Consider the following 15,471-nt stretch of genomic DNA (forward strand, 5'->3'; position numbering starts at 1 on the left):
ACCCTGTCCAACCCCGACGACACCCTGGCCTCCTCCGGCCCCGGACCACACCGCCTGATGGTCGACGCCCTCAAAGCCGACACCGACACCCCATGAAAAAGGGCCCTCCCCCTTCCAGGGGAGAGCCCACCACCAACCCGCTACAAACCAGCGGCCTCATCACGCCCACGCCGCGCCAACGCGTCGGCACGCTCGTTGCCCTCGTCACCGCTGTGCCCGCGCACCCACCGCCACTCCACCTCGTAGCGGGAAGCCACCTCGTCCAGGCGCTGCCACAGATCCACGTTCTTGACCGGCTTCTTGTCCGCCGTGCGCCACCCGCGCCGCTTCCAGTTGTGCATCCACGAGGTGATCCCGTTGCGCACGTAGGAGGAGTCGGTGTGCACCAGCACCGGCAGGGACTGCTTCAGGCTCTCCAACCCCCGGATCGCCGCCATCAACTCCATCCGGTTGTTGGTGGTCTGCTCCTCACCGCCGTACAACTCCTTCTCGTGACCGCCATAGCGCAACCACACACCCCACCCGCCCGGGCCGGGGTTGCCGCTGCACGCCCCATCGGTGTAGATGATCACCCGCTGCGTCGGCTCCAGGCCGACCTCGTCCCCGTTGTGCATGCCGGGCAATCTACCGCCCCCCACGATCACGAAAAGGCCACAACCCACCCCAACGGGGCCAAAAACAGAGCCACACAGCCCCACTGGAACCCCCACACCCACCACTTCGGCCCGCCAACCCAACCAAAGGCCCCTCCCACCCCCAACCCCACCAACCACTCTCACACAGGCGTGACCAAGACCCCCAGGGGCCTGGGACAGGGCGACCTCCTGGAAGCGGACGGGTACACACACCATGCCCGCACCACCCCGCACACGAAAAAAGGGGCGCCCCACCGGGCGCCCCTCCCCACACGGGCGATCAGCCAGCCAGCTCCTCCGCCAACTCCGCGGCCCGCTCCTCACGGCGCGCGAACACGTTGCCCGCCATCTCGTTCATCTTCTTCAACACCCGCTTGCGCTCACGCGCACTCAACCGATCCACATACACCCGACCCAACGTGTGATCGGTCTCGTGCTGCAAACACCGGGCGAAGTACCCGCTACCACTGACCACCACGGGGTTGCCCTCACGGTCCACACCCCGCACCGTGGCGTGCTCGGCCCGCCCCAGGTCCGCGTGCGGACCCGGCACCGACAAACACCCCTCCGACTCCACCACCACCGGATCATCCAGATCACGCTCGTCCAGCACCGGATTGATCACGTGCCCCACATGGCGCACACCCTCATCATCAGGGCAGTCATAGACGAACAACCGCAGATCCACACCCACCTGGTTGCCCGCCAACCCCACACCCTCAGCCGCGTACATCGTCACGAACATGTCATCGATGAGCCGCGCCAACTCCGCCCCACCCAACATCCGAGGGTCAACGTCGGCGTTACGCCGATGCAGCACCTCCTCACCCGTCACGGTGATCCGCCGCACCCGGCCCCGCGCCGCCTCCGGAGCCCACTCGGGAAAGTCCGCGACCTCCCGGCCCTGAACGACGGCGGCAACCTCGGCAGGCCTGGACTGCTCCGACATGGTCCTACTCTCACAACACACTCGGGGAGACAAACAGTGGCGCCCGCGCCACCAACACCACCGAAAAATAGCACGAAAAGGCAGGTCAACCACGACGGGTCAACGGAACCAGGAATTACCCTGGATCAAACACCGCGCCAGATAGTCACGCAACGACACCACCACCAGGCGCCGCCGATCGCTCTCATGGTCCCACACCACGATCCCCGGACCGTAGTCCGTGTGCACGTAGGCGAACTGCGGCCCCATATCGGAGTCACCGAAGAAGATCATCTCGTCGAAAGGCGCGTACAACTCCAGATAGTCCGGCTCCCGACGCATCGCCAGATTGTCCTCCACCAGACGCCGCGCACTCCACACCACCGCGTCCCCGTACTCGTTGGTCACCCCGTCGGTCTCCCGCAACAAGGACGCCAGCTCAAACGGCAGGGGCAGCACCAGGTGCTTCTCGACCTCGGTCAGGGTCACCTCATCGGCCGGATCACTCAGATCGGCCTCGGGATACATCTCCAGGATCAGTTCACGCCACACACTCCTGATCATCACAGGTCGTGGCAAGACACGGGAAATCGTCGACGGCGAGTTGCGCCAAAACCCCAACTACCCAACCCCAGAACCATCACCCCGAGTGAACAAACCATCACAATAACGCATAATGGCCCCACGCGCCCACCCCACCAACAGGGGAGCCACCACCACCGCACCCCACCCACGAACACGACACAATAGACACCAACCCCCCACCCCCACCAACCCACCACCCCAAAACGCAGGAACGGAAGAAACCACCCATGGCCACCGCAACCCACCACCGCGCAGGCCGCCTCACCACCCTCGCCTACATCTTCCTCCTGCTCTCCCAAAACATCGCCGCCCTCCTCCTACTCCCCCTCATCATCACCTCCGCCATCCTCACCCTCCTCTGGATCGGCCTCCCCTTCGTCATCCTCACCGGCACCCTCCTCCGCACCCTCGCCAACAGCCAACGCCGCACCCTCCACCAACTCCACCCCAAAAACCCCCTCCCCTCCGCCTACCGCCCCATCCCCCCAACAGGCATCACCCGCCGCGGCGCCACCATCATCACCGACCCCGCCACCTGGAAAGACCTCCTCTGGCTCATCTCCGGACCCGCCAACATCACCCTCATCTCCCTCCCCCTCATCCCCCTCCTCCACGGCACCTACCAACTCCTCTTCTCCCTCGGCCTCACCACCCACCCCCTCTACGGCACCTACACCCCAGGCCCCATCCACCAACTCCTCACCCTCGCCCCCGCCACCCTCCTCCTCACCCTCGGATACCTCCTCCTCCCCCCCACCACCAACCTCTACCTACGCTTCAACCGCCTCCTCCTCGCCCCCTCAGAAAAAGCCCGACTCACCGCACGCGTCGCCCACCTGGCCACCAGCCGCGCCAACACCATCGACACCCAAGCCGCAGAAATCCGCCGCATCGAACGCGACCTCCACGACGGCGCCCAAGCCCGCCTCGTCGCCCTCGGCATGAACCTCGGCATGGCCGAACACATCGTCGAACAAGACCCCACCACCGCCCGCACCATGCTCGCCGAAGCCCGCGAAACCACCCGCCACGCCCTCACCGAACTCCGCGACCTCGTCCGCGGCATCCACCCACCCGTCCTCGTCGAACGCGGACTCCACGGCGCCGTCCACGCCCTCGCCCTCACCCACCACCTCCCCATCACCGTCACCATCAACCTCCCCGGACGCCCCGCCGACCCCGTCGAATCCGCCGCCTACTTCGCCATCGCCGAACTCCTCACCAACACCGCCAAACACGCCCACGCCACCCACGCCTGGGTCCACATCAACCACGGCCACAACCGCCTCGTCATCACCGTCACCGACAACGGCACCGGCCAAGCCACCCCCACCCCCGGCAGCGGCCTCGCAGGAATCCACAGGCGCCTGGACGCCTTCGATGGCACGATGAACATCACCAGCCCCCCAGGCGGCCCCACCATCGTCACCCTGGAGATCCCATGCGCGTTGTCATCGCCGAAGACCTTGCCCTCCTCAGAGACGGACTGATCCGCCTCCTCCAAGCACACGAATTCACCGTCGTCGCCGCCGTCGACAACGGCCCCGACCTCCACACCGCCCTCACCGAACACAAACCCGACGTCGCCGTCGTCGACGTACGCCTACCCCCCACCTTCACCGACGAAGGCCTCCAAGCCGCCATCGCCGCCCGCACCCACATCCCCGGCCTGCCCATCCTCGTCCTCTCCCAGCACGTCGAACAGCTCTACGCCCGCGAACTCCTCTCCGACGACACCGGAGGCGTCGGCTACCTCCTCAAAGACCGCGTCTTCGACATCGGCCAGTTCATCGAAGCCGTCCGACGCGTCGCCGACGGCGGCACCGCCATGGACCCCGCCGTAATCTCCCAACTCCTCGCCCGCCAGGACCAGAGCGGCCCCCTCGCCCAACTCACCCCACGCGAACGCGAAGTCCTCTCCGAAATGGCCGAAGGCCGCTCCAACTCCGCCATCGCCGGACGCCTCTACATCACCGAAAAAGCCGTCAGCAAACACATCAACAACATCTTCACCAAACTCGACCTACCCCCCTCCTCCGACGACAGCCGCCGCGTCCTCGCCGTCCTCGCCTACCTCAACGGCCAAGACACCACCAACACCTAGACAGCACCCACAACCCACCGCGCACAGACCCTGGCACCACCCGAACCCCCACACAAAAAACCGTGGCCCCGACCACACGGTCGGAGCCACGGCCACACAACACCCTCTACCCACACCTACTCACGACGCCGGTACAACCCGTCAATCTCCTCCGAGAACGCCCGCAACACCGCCTCACGACGCAACTCCCCCGACGGCTGCACCAACCCCGACTGCACCGTGAACTCCTCAGCCAACACATGGAACGACCGCACCGCCAAATGCCGCGGCACACTCCGATTGGCCTCATACACCAACCCCTGCACCTCACGCAGCAGATCACGATCCCCCGCGATCTCCTCCGGCGCCATCGACAACGGCCGACCGTTCACCAACCGCCAATACTCCAACTGGTCACGCACCAACGTCACCAAAGCACTCGCGAACGGCCGCCCCTCCACGATCACCAACACCTGACTGATCAACGGATGCGCACGCAACCGCGCCTCGAACTCCGCCACCAACTCCGCGTCCCCGCGCTCAGCCACCACAGGCAACGCCTCAGTCGGCGCCACAGCCTCAACAGACCCAGCAGAACCCACCGGCTCCGGCTCCACCGGCCCAGCCACAGCACCGCCGCCCTCCACGGCCTCCACATCCACCGCAGCCCGCGAAGCCTCCACCGCACGCGCCACGAAACGCCCCGGCACCTCCACCGTCGCCGCCTGAGCACGCACCCGGCCCACCACCGTCACGAACCCGTCCGCGTCCACCTCCGCCGCGAACCCCGTCGCCAACCACCCCTCACGGAACGCACTCCGCGAAGCCTCACCATCACCCCAGTACCCCGAGAACACCGCCCCACCACGCACATGGGCCTCACCCTCACGAGACACCCACACCTCACGGCCCTCCAGAGCACGACCCACCGTCCCCGGAACCCGATCACCCACAGCACCAGCCACAAAAACCCCAGCGGACTCAGCCGTACCGAACACCTGCACCACCGGCACGCCCACACCACCGAAGAAGGACTCCAACCGGGCCGACAACCCACCGCCCCAGCACACCGCCAGATGCACACGGCCACCCAGCATCTCCCGCACACGCGAGAACTGCCAGTCATACATCGACCGCGACAACCGCTGCCACGCCGTCCTCTTCACAGCCCGATCGAACTGCACCGCCGCATCCACCGCGGCATTGAACGTGCCCAACGAGTCCCACCCCGTCGAACGCGCACTCCCCCGCTCCCCCTCGAAAACGCTCTCCAACACCCCCGCCGAACACACCAACACCGTCGGCTTGAACGCCTCCACCTGACGCATCAACCCCGACGCACCAGCCAACCCCACACGCACACGACCCACCATGCACGCCACCAACGACGCCAACCCCGAAATCTGCGACAACGGCAGATCCAACAACGTGCTCGCACGCCCCGCCGGCAACTCCGACAACCGCGGCCACATCCGATCCACCAGATCCGCCGCAGCCGACAGCAACGCCCCATGCGAGAGCACCACACCCCGCGTCAACCGCGACACCGTACTCAGCGGGTACAACACCACCGCCGCGTCCTCGGCCATCGCCCCGTCCCGCCGAAACCGCACCGACGAAGCGTCCATGTACGCACCCAGCGTCACCACATCCGCCAGGCCCGCCTCCATCGACCACACCCGGCCCAGATCCGGCAGCTCACGCTGCAACCCCGACACCACACGCAGGAACCGATCACCCTGCACCACCGCCGCCGCCGGACGCGTCTGACGCACCACATGCACCACACGCTCCACCGACACCGACGTCGCCAACGGCACCAGCACAGCCCGCACCGACCACACGGCGAACGCCAGACGCACCCACTCCTGCTGCGAGTCCGCCACCACCAGGACCCGGTCGCCCTCGCCCACACCGGCCGCCACCAGACCCTTGGCGACCCCCGTCACCTCCGTGGCGAACCCACCAGCCGACACCCGCTCCCAACGGCCCCGTTCCCCCCGCACGGAGAACACCTCGGCATGGGCCTCCTCCGTGGCCGCCCCGTACACCAGGTCACTCAGCCCGGAAAGACCCCGAGCCCACACACCAGGAGAGACACTCGGCTCGCCCATACCCACTCATCCTCTTGCCGCTCGGAAGACGGGCCCGGACGGGCCCACATCAATCAGGAGAATCGCGACCTACTGTGCCCATTTCGCCACCACACGGCAACCCGGAACCGAGAACCACACACCCGCGCCAACCCCCGCATCACCGGGTCTTGGCACGCACCGACCACACGTACGCCGAAAACGACAGAGCCGCCACCGACACCATCACCACCGACATACTCACCAACGAGGCCTCACCCGTCTCCGTCAACCCCGCCAAAGACGCCACCGAACCGCCCAGGGCGAACTGCAACGCCCCCATCAACGCCGAGGCGGTACCCGCCACCGACGTGGGCTGCCCGTCCAGAGCCGTCACCGTCGCGTTCGGCATGATGAACCCGACGCTGAACATGGTCAACGCCAACAACACCACGACCATCCACAACTGGGCCACACCCGTCAGCGCCAGCACCGCCAGCACACCCACCGACACCAACGCCGCCACCAGACCCAGCCCCAGACGCCGCAACGTCTCCACACGACCCACCAACAGGCCGTTGGTCTGCGTCCCCGCCATCATCCCCACCGAGTTGATCGCGAACAGCCACGCGTACGTCTGCGGAGAGGCGTCGAACTCCGTCTGCGACACGAACGAGAACGCCGACACGTACGTGAACAGCATCCCGAAACTCAACCCCAGCGTGAGCACCGGACCCACGAACCGCGGCTGACGCAGCAGACCCCCCACCGTCGACAGCAACTCACGCGGCCCCCGCCGACGACGGTCCTCAACGGGAAGGCTCTCCGGCAACCACAGCAGCACCAGCACGAAGCTCAACGCCGCCATCGCCGCCAACACCCAAAAACTCAACTGCCACGAACCCACCAGCAGCAACTGCGCACCCGCAAGCGGAGCCAGCATCGGGGCCAGCATCATCACCAACGCCAGGCGCGAGAAGAACCGCACCGCGTCATCGCCCTTGAACAGGTCACGCACCACCGCACGCGCGATCACCGCACCAGCGGCACCGGCCACCCCCTGCACGAACCGCAAGCCGATGAACACCGTCACGTTCGGCACGAACACACACAACACCGACGTCACCGTGAACACGGCCACGCCCACCAGCAGCGGACCACGCCGACCCACGGCGTCACTCAACGGCCCGATCACCAACTGGCCCACCGCCAGCCCCAGCATCATCGCCGTCAGCGTCAGCTGGATCCGGGCCTCGTTCGTCCCCAGCTCCCGCGCGATCTCCGGCAGCGCGGGAAGGTACATGTCGGTCGCCAACGGCCCGGTCGCCGTCAGCACGCCCAGGACCATCACCAGCAACGCCACGGCCTTACGCGTGGGCTGCCAACGCTGGATCGGGGCCGGATTCGGGGTCGTGTCCGGTCTCCTCTCAGATTCCCCCTGGTCAGGGGCCTTGGAGGGGGTGTTCGGGGACTGCACAGGCGCTCCAGTTCGAGAAAGGGGAGAGTCGGCCGGGAGAGCTCCCACCGACGGTGGACACTCCATACCAACATCCCGACCCCGTGAGTCGCCTCCTTTTTATCGCCCCGAAGACCTGTGATGTCCGTTACGACCCGGACCGTTACCTTACGAGTCGGTCCAGCAACCGTCCGACCTCACCCTCGGGGTCCTCCGTCAGTCCCCCGTGGATCGGCCCCGGCTGCACGATCGTGCTCCGAGGAGCCGTCAACCACCGGAACCGCTGGCCCGGGCGCTCACGACCGGCCGCACCGGCCTCCACACCACCACGGCACATCACCTCGACCGCCTCCAGCGCACGCCGCACACCGGCCACGTCCACCCGCGGATCCACCGCCAACAACCGCTCCTCGTCCAACGCCGAACCGGCCGCCAGGAACCGACGCTCCTGGCAGTACACGATCACCCCGGCGTTCACGCACTCACCGCGCTCCAGACGCGGCACCACCCGCAACAGCGCGTACTCGAACACCGCCCGGTCGCGGACCTCGCCCACACGACCGGTCGTCACCTCGTCGCTGTACCTCCTGGGCCCGCTCACGCCGCCACCTCCGGCAGCCACGACCGGTCGGCCACCCGGTCCAGCAGATAGCGCACGTAGGCCTCCCGCACGTCCTCAGGGGCGTCGAACCCGGGCTCGTCCACCAACCACTCGTCGGGCACCAGGCCCACCACACGGCGCAGCAGATCCTCCTCCACCAACGGGGCCAGGGCCGCGTCCGCGGCGGCCAGGTCCGGGGACGCGGCCGAGAGCACGTGGTCGGAGGCGTCGTAGGCGCGGTGGACGAACCGGTCGGCGTTGGCCCAGTTGTGGTGGAAGATCAACGTCGCACCGTGGTCGATCAGGTAGGGGTGTCCGTGCCACAGCAGCATGTTCGGGTTGCGCCAGGAGCGGTCCACGTTGCCGGTCAGGGCGTCGAACCACAGCACCCGCCCGGCGAACCCCCGGTCCACCTCGAAGGTCAGGGGGTCGAAGCCCAACGAGCCCGGCAGGAAGTCCATCCCCAGGTTGAGCCCATCGCTGGCCTTGAGCAGCTCCTGCACCTCGGGGTCGGGTTCGCTGCGGCCGATCACCGCGTCGAACTCCACCGTGACCAGCTCGGGAACGGGCAGTCCCAGGGCGCGGCCCAGCTCACCGGCGACGCCCTCGGCCACGAGCGTCTTGCGCCCCTGGCCCGCCCCGAGGAACTTGACCACGTACATCCCCAGGTCATCGGCCTCGACCAGCCCCGGGAGCGAACCTCCTTCGCGCAGCGGCAACACGTACCGCGTCGCGATCACCTTTCTCAGCACGCGGACCAGCATAGGCAGCACCCGGGGTGTACGCGTACCGCCCTTCGGAGGCACGGCGTTGAACCGGACACAGAAGCGAGGGAGCGTTTCGGCCCTACCCGCCCCCACCAGCGTCTCCCACCGGGCCTGCTAAACGACGCTGAACACGTTCCAGACACCCACAGGTCCCGCCGCGACACGCCGACCCCTTTCGGAGACGGAGGTTGGGAAGAAGGTGCGGCGTAGCCGCACGACTGTTCTTTGGTTCTGGTTTTTATAGAAAGATTCACGCACCTTTACGGCGTAGATTTTATACTGGGCAAGAGATGGGGCCCGTGTCGACACGGGCCCCACGAACACATCCCTCTCCGTCCCTGCGGACTAGAGGTTGTCCTCGGGGTCGTTCCCCCACTCACCGTCGCCCTCGCCCGGCGTCGGGATCACCGGGGTGTTCTCCCCTCCCCCGCCTTCCTCACCCTCACCCGGGCTGGCTCCCTCCCCCGGCTGGCCCTGAGGGCTCTCCTGCCCCTGCGAGGGCTGCGAGGCGGGCATCTCCGGCGGAGGAAACTGGAGCATCCACCAGTACAACAGTGACACCAGCAACAGGAGCAGCACCAGGACCAGGCCCAACCCACCGATCAGCCACCAGTTGCTCTCCCCCGCCGCCACCGCGCTGTGCCGACGCGCGGCCCAGGGCGCCCACCGCACCGAGGCCGATCCGCGCGACCCCGCCCAGTGCGGCATCACCACGGGCCCGCTCGCGGCCGCCCGCCCCGACCGGGAGGCCTCCCTCAGGAAGTACTCCGCCCCCGCACCGGAACCGTCGTGGGCCACGGCCACCCACAGCGCCGAACGCCCCTGCGTACGGGCCGCGACCACGTCGGGACTGCTCCGCACCGCCTCCACGAACAGCTTGCGCGCCTCACCGTCACCCGCTGCGCCGGAGTCGAGCACGGCGACACTCACCTGGTCCCCCGAGGCGTCCCTGCCCAGGTAGACCACGCCCAGGGAGGACTCGCGCAACCGTCCCACGAGGCGGTAGCCGCCCAGTTGACGCGGATCACCCTCGTTCAGCCCCATCGTGGGAACCGCCATGTCATCCCCCTTCCCCTCCCGCACCGTCCGTCCGCTTCGCCGCGTTGTGTACCGGACTGGCGCCCGCGGAGCGGGTAGTGTCACCACAGGTGAGTGATCTACAACCTATCCGGCTGCCCCGCGTCGGGGCTCCCTGCTAGGAAGGCGGGACATGGCAGAGACCGGAAACGGCTCCGCGCCCCACTCGGGCGCGGAGAGCGCGCCGGGGGAGCCGACCAGGCTGTTGCGCGCCGCGCTGCACGAGGTGTCCACGGTCATCGTGGGCCAGGAACGCATGGTGGAACGCTCCCTGATCGCCCTGGTCGCCCAGGGGCACTGCCTCATCGAGGGCGTCCCCGGCATCGCCAAGACCCTGGCGGTGTCCACGCTGGCCAAGGTCACGGGGGGCTCGTTCGCCCGTGTGCAGTTCACACCGGACCTGGTGCCCTCCGACATCGTCGGCACGCGCATCTACCATCCCTCCACCGAGCGGTTCGACGTGGAGTTGGGTCCGGTCTTCGCCAACTTCGTGCTCGCCGACGAGATCAACCGGGCCCCCGCGAAGGTGCAGTCGGCCCTGCTGGAGGTCATGGCCGAACGGCAGGTCTCCCTCGGCGGTACCACCTACCCCCTTCCCTCCCCCTTCATCGTCATCGCCACACAGAACCCGGTGGAGTCCGAGGGCGTGTACCCGCTGCCCGAGGCCCAGCGCGACCGGTTCCTGATGAAGGTCAACGTCGGACATCCGCGCGCCCACGAGGAGATGGAGATCCTGCGCCGGATGTCGACCACCCCGCCCACCGCGCACCAGGTGCTCGACCCCGTCACCTTGGGGGAGCTCCAGGCCGACGCCCAGCGCGTCCACGTCCACCAGCTCATCGCCGACTACGTGGTGAGGCTGGTCATGGCCACACGCGAGCCGGAGAACCACCAGATGCCGGACCTGCGCCAGGTGCTGGAGATGGGGGCCAGCCCCCGCGCCACCCTGGGCCTGGTCTCGGCCGCGCGGGCCCTGGCCCTGCTGCGCGGGCGCGACTACGTCCTGCCCGACGACGTACGGGTCCTCGCCCACGACGTCATCGCCCACCGCCTGGTGCTCACCTTCGACGCCCTGGCCGACGGGATCACCGCCGAGCAGGTGGTCGACCGCATCCTGTCGACCGTGCTGGCCCCGCGGGTGATCTGGGACGAGCCGCCCAGCGGTGAGACCGCCTCCCTCGCCTCCCCGAGGTGAGCCCGTGACCACACCCGCTCTCGGTACCGACCCCAGGCTGCGCGCCGCGCTGCGCCGCCTGGACCTGCGCATCGTGCACCGCCTGGAGGGGCTCCTGCACGGGGACCACCTCGGTCTGCGTCTGGGGCCGGGCTCGGAGGCGGCCGAGGCGCGCCTGTACCAGCCGGGCGAGGACGACGTACGCCTCATGGACTGGTCGGTCACCGCCCGCACCGACACCCCGCACGTGCGCGACCTGGTCGCCGACCGGGAGTTGGAGAGCTGGACCCTGCTGGACCTGTCGCCGAGCATGGACTTCGGTACGGGCCTGCGCTCCAAGCGCGAGGTGGCGGTCGGCGCGATGGTGGCGGCCAACCTGCTCACCCAGAAGGTGGGCGACCGGTTCGGCGCCCACTTCCTGCACCAGGGCACGGTCCGGCGCTGGCCCGCGCGTTCGGGCAAGGAGGCCCTGCTCGCGCTGCTGGCCACGGTGGCCGCGGCGCCGACCGGCGACGAGCGCGTCCCCTCCCCGCACGGGGCCACCCTGGCCGACGCCCTCGACGACCTGGTACGCGTCCGTCGCCGCCGCGGCCTGCGGGTGGTGATCTCCGACTTCCTGGACACACCCGCCTTCGGTGGCGAGGTCACCTGGGAGCGTCCGCTGCGGCAGCTGTCCTCACGCCACCAGGTGCTGGTGGTGGAGGTGATCGATCCGCGTGAACTGGACGTGCCCGAGGTGGGCGACGTGACCCTGCGCGATCCCCGCACGGGTGTGGTGCGCGACGTGCGGCTGACGCGGGCGGTACGCGAACGCTACCGCCACGCGGCCGGAGAGCAGCGCAGGGCGGTGCGTGACGCGCTGCGCCGGTGCGGAGTCCACCACCTGGTGCTACGAACGGACCGGGACTGGGTACTGGACACGGCACGGTTCGTCATGCACCAGAGGCGTACCGCACACCACCTGGCCCGCCACACACCGGGAGCGCCCCGGTGAGCGCGACGGGCCCCGCCAAGGGACCGAACGAGGGCGCGGGCGCGGACCCGCGGAAGCAGAGCCGACGTACGGGGAGACTGAGATGACCTTCACGGAACCCCAGCGCCTGTGGTGGCTGCTCCTCGTGGTCGTACTGGTCGCCGCGTACGTGTTCGCGCAGACCCGGCGACGCGAGTACACGATGCGCTTCACCAACCTGGCCCTGCTGGACCAGGTGGCGCCGCACCGGCCGGACGTGCGCAGACACGTGCCAGCGGTGTTGTTCACGTTGACGATCGGCGTGCTCATCTCCGCGATGGCCGTGCCCGCGATGCCGGTGGAGCAGCCGCGCGAGCGGGCGACGATCATGGTGGCGGTGGACGTGTCGCTGTCGATGGCGGCCAACGACATCGACCCCAACCGCCTGGAGGCGGCCAAGGAGTCGGCGCAGGGGTTCGTGGAGACGCTGCCGGACCGGTTCAACGTGGGCCTGGTGGCCTTCTCCTCGACGGCGACGGTGGTCTCCTCCCCCACCCACGACCACCGGGCGGTGCTGGGGTCGATCGAGAACCTCCAGCTGGGGCCGGGGACGGCGATCGGCGAGGGGGTGTTCGCCTCCCTGGAGGCGATCACCAGCTTCGACGAGGAGTCCCAGGAGAACCCGCCGCCCTCGGCTGTCGTGCTGCTCTCGGACGGGGAGAACACGAGCGGGCGCGCCATCTCCGAGGCCGTGGTGGCCGCCTCCGAGCAGGAGGTGCCCGTGTCCACGATCGCGTTCGGCACGGGTGCGGCGATGATCGAGATCGACGGGTACCAGGTGCCCGCCGACATCGACAAGGAGGCGCTGCGCGGTCTGGCCGCGGACACCGGCGGTCACTTCTACGAGGCGGCGAGCGAGACGGAGCTGGACGACGTCTACGAGGACATCGGATCGTCGCTGGGTACCGAGCTGGTGCACGAGGAAATCGTCACACGTTTCGTGCTGGTGGCGATCGTCCTGGCGATGGCCACCGCGGTGACGTCATTGCTGTGGTTCCAGCGGCTCCCGTGAGTCGGAGGCCATCCCACGACACCCTCATGCCCGACATTCAAGTGATATGCGACACATCCCTTTGGGTGGGGTTTACACCGTTCCTGTTACGTCCACGGGTTAGCGTTGGCATGTTTTGTCATGCCCATCCACTTGAGGACCAATGCCGAACACACCCGCAGCGCCGACGGCGTTCTGCTTCGACCTGGACGACACCCTCATCGACGATCTCGCCGCGTCGTCCACGGGGCTCCGCGCGGTTATGGAGCGGCTCGGCCACCCGGACTTCGGGGCCGCACGCAGTCTGTGGGACGTGCAGACCGAGATCTCCTTCGGTTCCTACCTGCGCGGACACCTGAACCTGGAGCAGCAGCGCCGTGAGCGCATCCGTGCCCTGGCCGTCCAGGCCGGTCACGCCGACATCGCCGACCAGCACTGCGACGACCTGTACAGGCTCTACCTGGACGCCCACCGCTCCGCGTGGCAGCTCTTCCCCGACACGATCCCCGCGCTCAACGCCCTGGCCTCGGCGGGGTACCGCCTGGCCCTGGTCACCAACGGGATCGAGTCCCTCCAGCACGCCAAGTTGCAGGCGCTGGAGCTGACCCCCTACTTCCACGCCGTGGTGTGCGCCGACACCGTCGGAACGGGCAAGCCCGACCCGCGCATCTTCCACACGGCCGCCCAGCGCATGGGTGTGGACCCCGCCGCCTGCTGGCACGTTGGCGACCAGATCCAGGCCGACGGCGTGGGAGCCGTGGCCGCGCGCATGCGTCCGGTCATGATGGACCGCCGGGGCCACCAGCACTTCGAGTCGGTGACCACCGTCACCAACCTGGACGACCTGCTGCGTCTGGTCGGCCTGCCCAGCGCGGCCCCCGCCGCCGGATCGCTGTGACCACCGCCTCCCCGGGCACACCGGGGCGGCGCGTCACCGCTCACCTGGTCATGCCGGGGGCTTCCAGCGTGCCCGGTGCGCGTGTGCTGTTCGGACAGGACCCCGCCGACGTGGTCCGCCGCCACGTCGGCCTGGCCCCCGACACCCCGCTGCGCCCGCTGGACGTGCTCACCGAGCTGTCACACGCCCCCGACGGCACCTCGCTGCACATCGACCGCGTGGTGTTCGCCGAGGCAGGGGCGGAGGCGGCCTGGCCATCGGTCGGCGGGGGCGGGCTCGTGCCCTCCCCCGCCGACCTGGCTGACGAGGAGACCGTGCCCGAGGGCGGGCCGCCCCGGCTGCGCCGGTTCGCCTCCTACGGGATCGTCACCGACCCGGACGGGCGCGTCCTGCTGAGCCTGATCGCCGACGGCTTCCCCGCCGCGGGGACCTGGCACCTGCCGGGCGGCGGCGTGGACGCGGGGGAGGACGTGCGGTCCGCGCTGCGGCGCGAGGTCGTGGAGGAGACCGGCCAGGACGGTCGGATCGGCGACCTGATCACCGTCTCCAGCCACCGGCGGGAGCGGTCCGGTGGGCACGACATCTACGCGGTGTGGGTGTTCTTCCGCGTCCTGGTCCCCGACCCGGGCCCGGCCCGGGTGCTGGAGGAGAACGGTTCGACCGCGGACTGCGGCTGGTTCACCCTTGAGGAGGTGGCCGGGCTGCGGCTGTCCACGACGGCCAGGCAGGGGATGGCCCACCTGCTCGGAGACGCCTAGGGAGTGTTCTCCTGGATGCTTTTCGCCCCTGTCGGCGGAGCCGACGCACCGCGAGCGGCCCTCGCCCCTGCTGCGCACTGCCTCGCGGGCTCGGCGGCATCGCACAGCGGGGGCGCGTGCACGGAACGATCCAAAGAACACGACCCGGCCGCTCGGGCGCCGCGGGGTTCCCGCTTCGGGGAGCTCCCGCACCGGGCGCGGGTACTCCCGTCGTCGGGGTGACGGGGAGGGTGGCGGCCGGGCGAGGCCCCGGGCGCACACCGCTCATCAGAAGCGCAGTGCGAACCGCTCCCGCAGCCACCACAGCCCGGCACCCACGGCCAGGACCACCATGCCGGTGATGACGGTGGGCAGCGGCAGGCTGCACGCCAGGACCACGCACCCGGCCAACCCGGTCAGCGGCACCGGCAGCGGCGGACGGGGTTCGTCGGGGC

General features: G+C 68.9%; 15 protein-coding genes and 1 pseudogene (1 of these 16 only partly in view). 7 read left to right on the top strand and 9 right to left on the bottom strand.

Features of this window, described 5'->3' with window-relative positions:
* Positions 1-140: 140 nt before the first annotated feature.
* From rnhA to D455_RS0102015, 3 genes are all read right to left on the bottom strand, one after another.
* Positions 141-614: a ribonuclease HI gene (rnhA, locus tag D455_RS0102005; RefSeq protein WP_017569090.1), complete on the bottom strand. Its 474-nt coding sequence runs from the start codon at positions 612-614 to the stop codon at positions 141-143.
* A gap of 301 nt (positions 615-915) precedes the next feature.
* Positions 916-1,584: a peptide deformylase gene (gene def / locus D455_RS0102010; RefSeq protein ID WP_017569091.1), complete on the bottom strand. Its 669-nt coding sequence runs from the start codon at positions 1,582-1,584 to the stop codon at positions 916-918.
* A 99-nt stretch (positions 1,585-1,683) separates the two neighbouring features.
* Positions 1,684-2,127, bottom strand: coding sequence for an SMI1/KNR4 family protein (locus D455_RS0102015; protein WP_026122230.1), 444 nt, complete (start codon positions 2,125-2,127; stop codon positions 1,684-1,686).
* Positions 2,128-2,375: 248 nt separating this feature from the next.
* Here D455_RS0102015 and D455_RS0102020 point away from each other — a divergent pair, with 248 nt between their 5' ends.
* Together D455_RS0102020 and D455_RS0102025 are read left to right on the top strand one after the other, a co-directional pair.
* Positions 2,376-3,638 carry a sensor histidine kinase gene (locus D455_RS0102020; protein ID WP_017569093.1) on the top strand — a complete coding sequence of 421 codons (1,263 nt, stop codon included), beginning with the start codon at positions 2,376-2,378 and terminating at the stop codon, positions 3,636-3,638.
* Positions 3,590-4,252: a LuxR C-terminal-related transcriptional regulator gene (locus D455_RS0102025; protein WP_017569094.1), complete on the top strand. Its 663-nt coding sequence runs from the start codon at positions 3,590-3,592 to the stop codon at positions 4,250-4,252. Before D455_RS0102020 ends, D455_RS0102025 begins: the two co-directional genes overlap by 49 nt.
* A gap of 116 nt (positions 4,253-4,368) precedes the next feature.
* Here D455_RS0102025 and D455_RS0102030 read toward each other — a convergent pair whose 3' ends face one another.
* The 5 genes from D455_RS0102030 to D455_RS0102050 all read right to left on the bottom strand — a co-directional run bounded on the left by D455_RS0102030 (position 4,369) and on the right by D455_RS0102050 (position 10,186).
* Positions 4,369-6,345 (bottom strand): AMP-binding protein, encoded by a 1,977-nt coding sequence (locus tag D455_RS0102030; protein WP_026122231.1) that lies wholly within the window; start codon positions 6,343-6,345, stop codon positions 4,369-4,371.
* Between the two features lie 139 nt (positions 6,346-6,484).
* Positions 6,485-7,780, bottom strand: coding sequence for a multidrug effflux MFS transporter (locus tag D455_RS0102035; protein ID WP_026122232.1), 1,296 nt, complete (start codon positions 7,778-7,780; stop codon positions 6,485-6,487).
* 142 nt (positions 7,781-7,922) lie between these two features.
* Positions 7,923-8,360, bottom strand: a complete 438-nt coding sequence (locus D455_RS34705) for a DUF3037 domain-containing protein (RefSeq protein WP_017569097.1) — start codon at positions 8,358-8,360, stop codon at positions 7,923-7,925.
* Positions 8,357-9,124, bottom strand: a complete 768-nt coding sequence (locus D455_RS34710; RefSeq protein ID WP_017569098.1) for a HipA family kinase — start codon at positions 9,122-9,124, stop codon at positions 8,357-8,359. Before D455_RS34710 ends, D455_RS34705 begins: the two co-directional genes overlap by 4 nt.
* Positions 9,125-9,472: 348 nt before the next feature.
* The gene (locus tag D455_RS0102050; RefSeq protein WP_026122233.1) at positions 9,473-10,186 is read right to left on the bottom strand and encodes a protein kinase family protein; all 714 of its coding nucleotides are present in this window, start codon (positions 10,184-10,186) and stop codon (positions 9,473-9,475) included.
* Positions 10,187-10,337: 151 nt separating this feature from the next.
* On the opposite strand from D455_RS0102050, the gene D455_RS0102055 reads away from it, so the two are divergent.
* From D455_RS0102055 to D455_RS0102075, 5 genes are all read left to right on the top strand, one after another.
* Positions 10,338-11,399, top strand: a complete 1,062-nt coding sequence (locus D455_RS0102055; protein ID WP_017569099.1) for an AAA family ATPase — start codon at positions 10,338-10,340, stop codon at positions 11,397-11,399.
* A gap of 4 nt (positions 11,400-11,403) precedes the next feature.
* On the top strand, positions 11,404-12,372 hold the full coding sequence (locus D455_RS0102060) for a DUF58 domain-containing protein (RefSeq protein WP_017569100.1): 969 nt from the start codon (positions 11,404-11,406) through the stop codon (positions 12,370-12,372).
* Positions 12,373-12,454: 82 nt separating this feature from the next.
* Positions 12,455-13,402 (top strand): VWA domain-containing protein, encoded by a 948-nt coding sequence (locus D455_RS0102065; protein ID WP_017569101.1) that lies wholly within the window; start codon positions 12,455-12,457, stop codon positions 13,400-13,402.
* Positions 13,403-13,544: 142 nt separating this feature from the next.
* Complete coding sequence (locus tag D455_RS0102070; protein WP_017569102.1) at positions 13,545-14,279, top strand: HAD family hydrolase; 735 nt, start codon at positions 13,545-13,547, stop codon at positions 14,277-14,279.
* On the top strand, positions 14,276-15,037 hold the full coding sequence (locus D455_RS0102075) for an NUDIX hydrolase (RefSeq protein WP_017569103.1): 762 nt from the start codon (positions 14,276-14,278) through the stop codon (positions 15,035-15,037). Before D455_RS0102070 ends, D455_RS0102075 begins: the two co-directional genes overlap by 4 nt.
* 267 nt (positions 15,038-15,304) lie before the next feature.
* Here the strand turns inward: D455_RS0102075 and D455_RS28935 are convergent.
* Positions 15,305-15,471: pseudogene (locus D455_RS28935) on the bottom strand (APC family permease) (it continues 1,101 nt past the right edge of the window).

It is taken from the genome of Nocardiopsis halotolerans DSM 44410 (assembly GCF_000341065.1).
GTDB classification, from domain to species: Bacteria; Actinomycetota; Actinomycetes; order Streptosporangiales; family Streptosporangiaceae; genus Nocardiopsis; species Nocardiopsis halotolerans.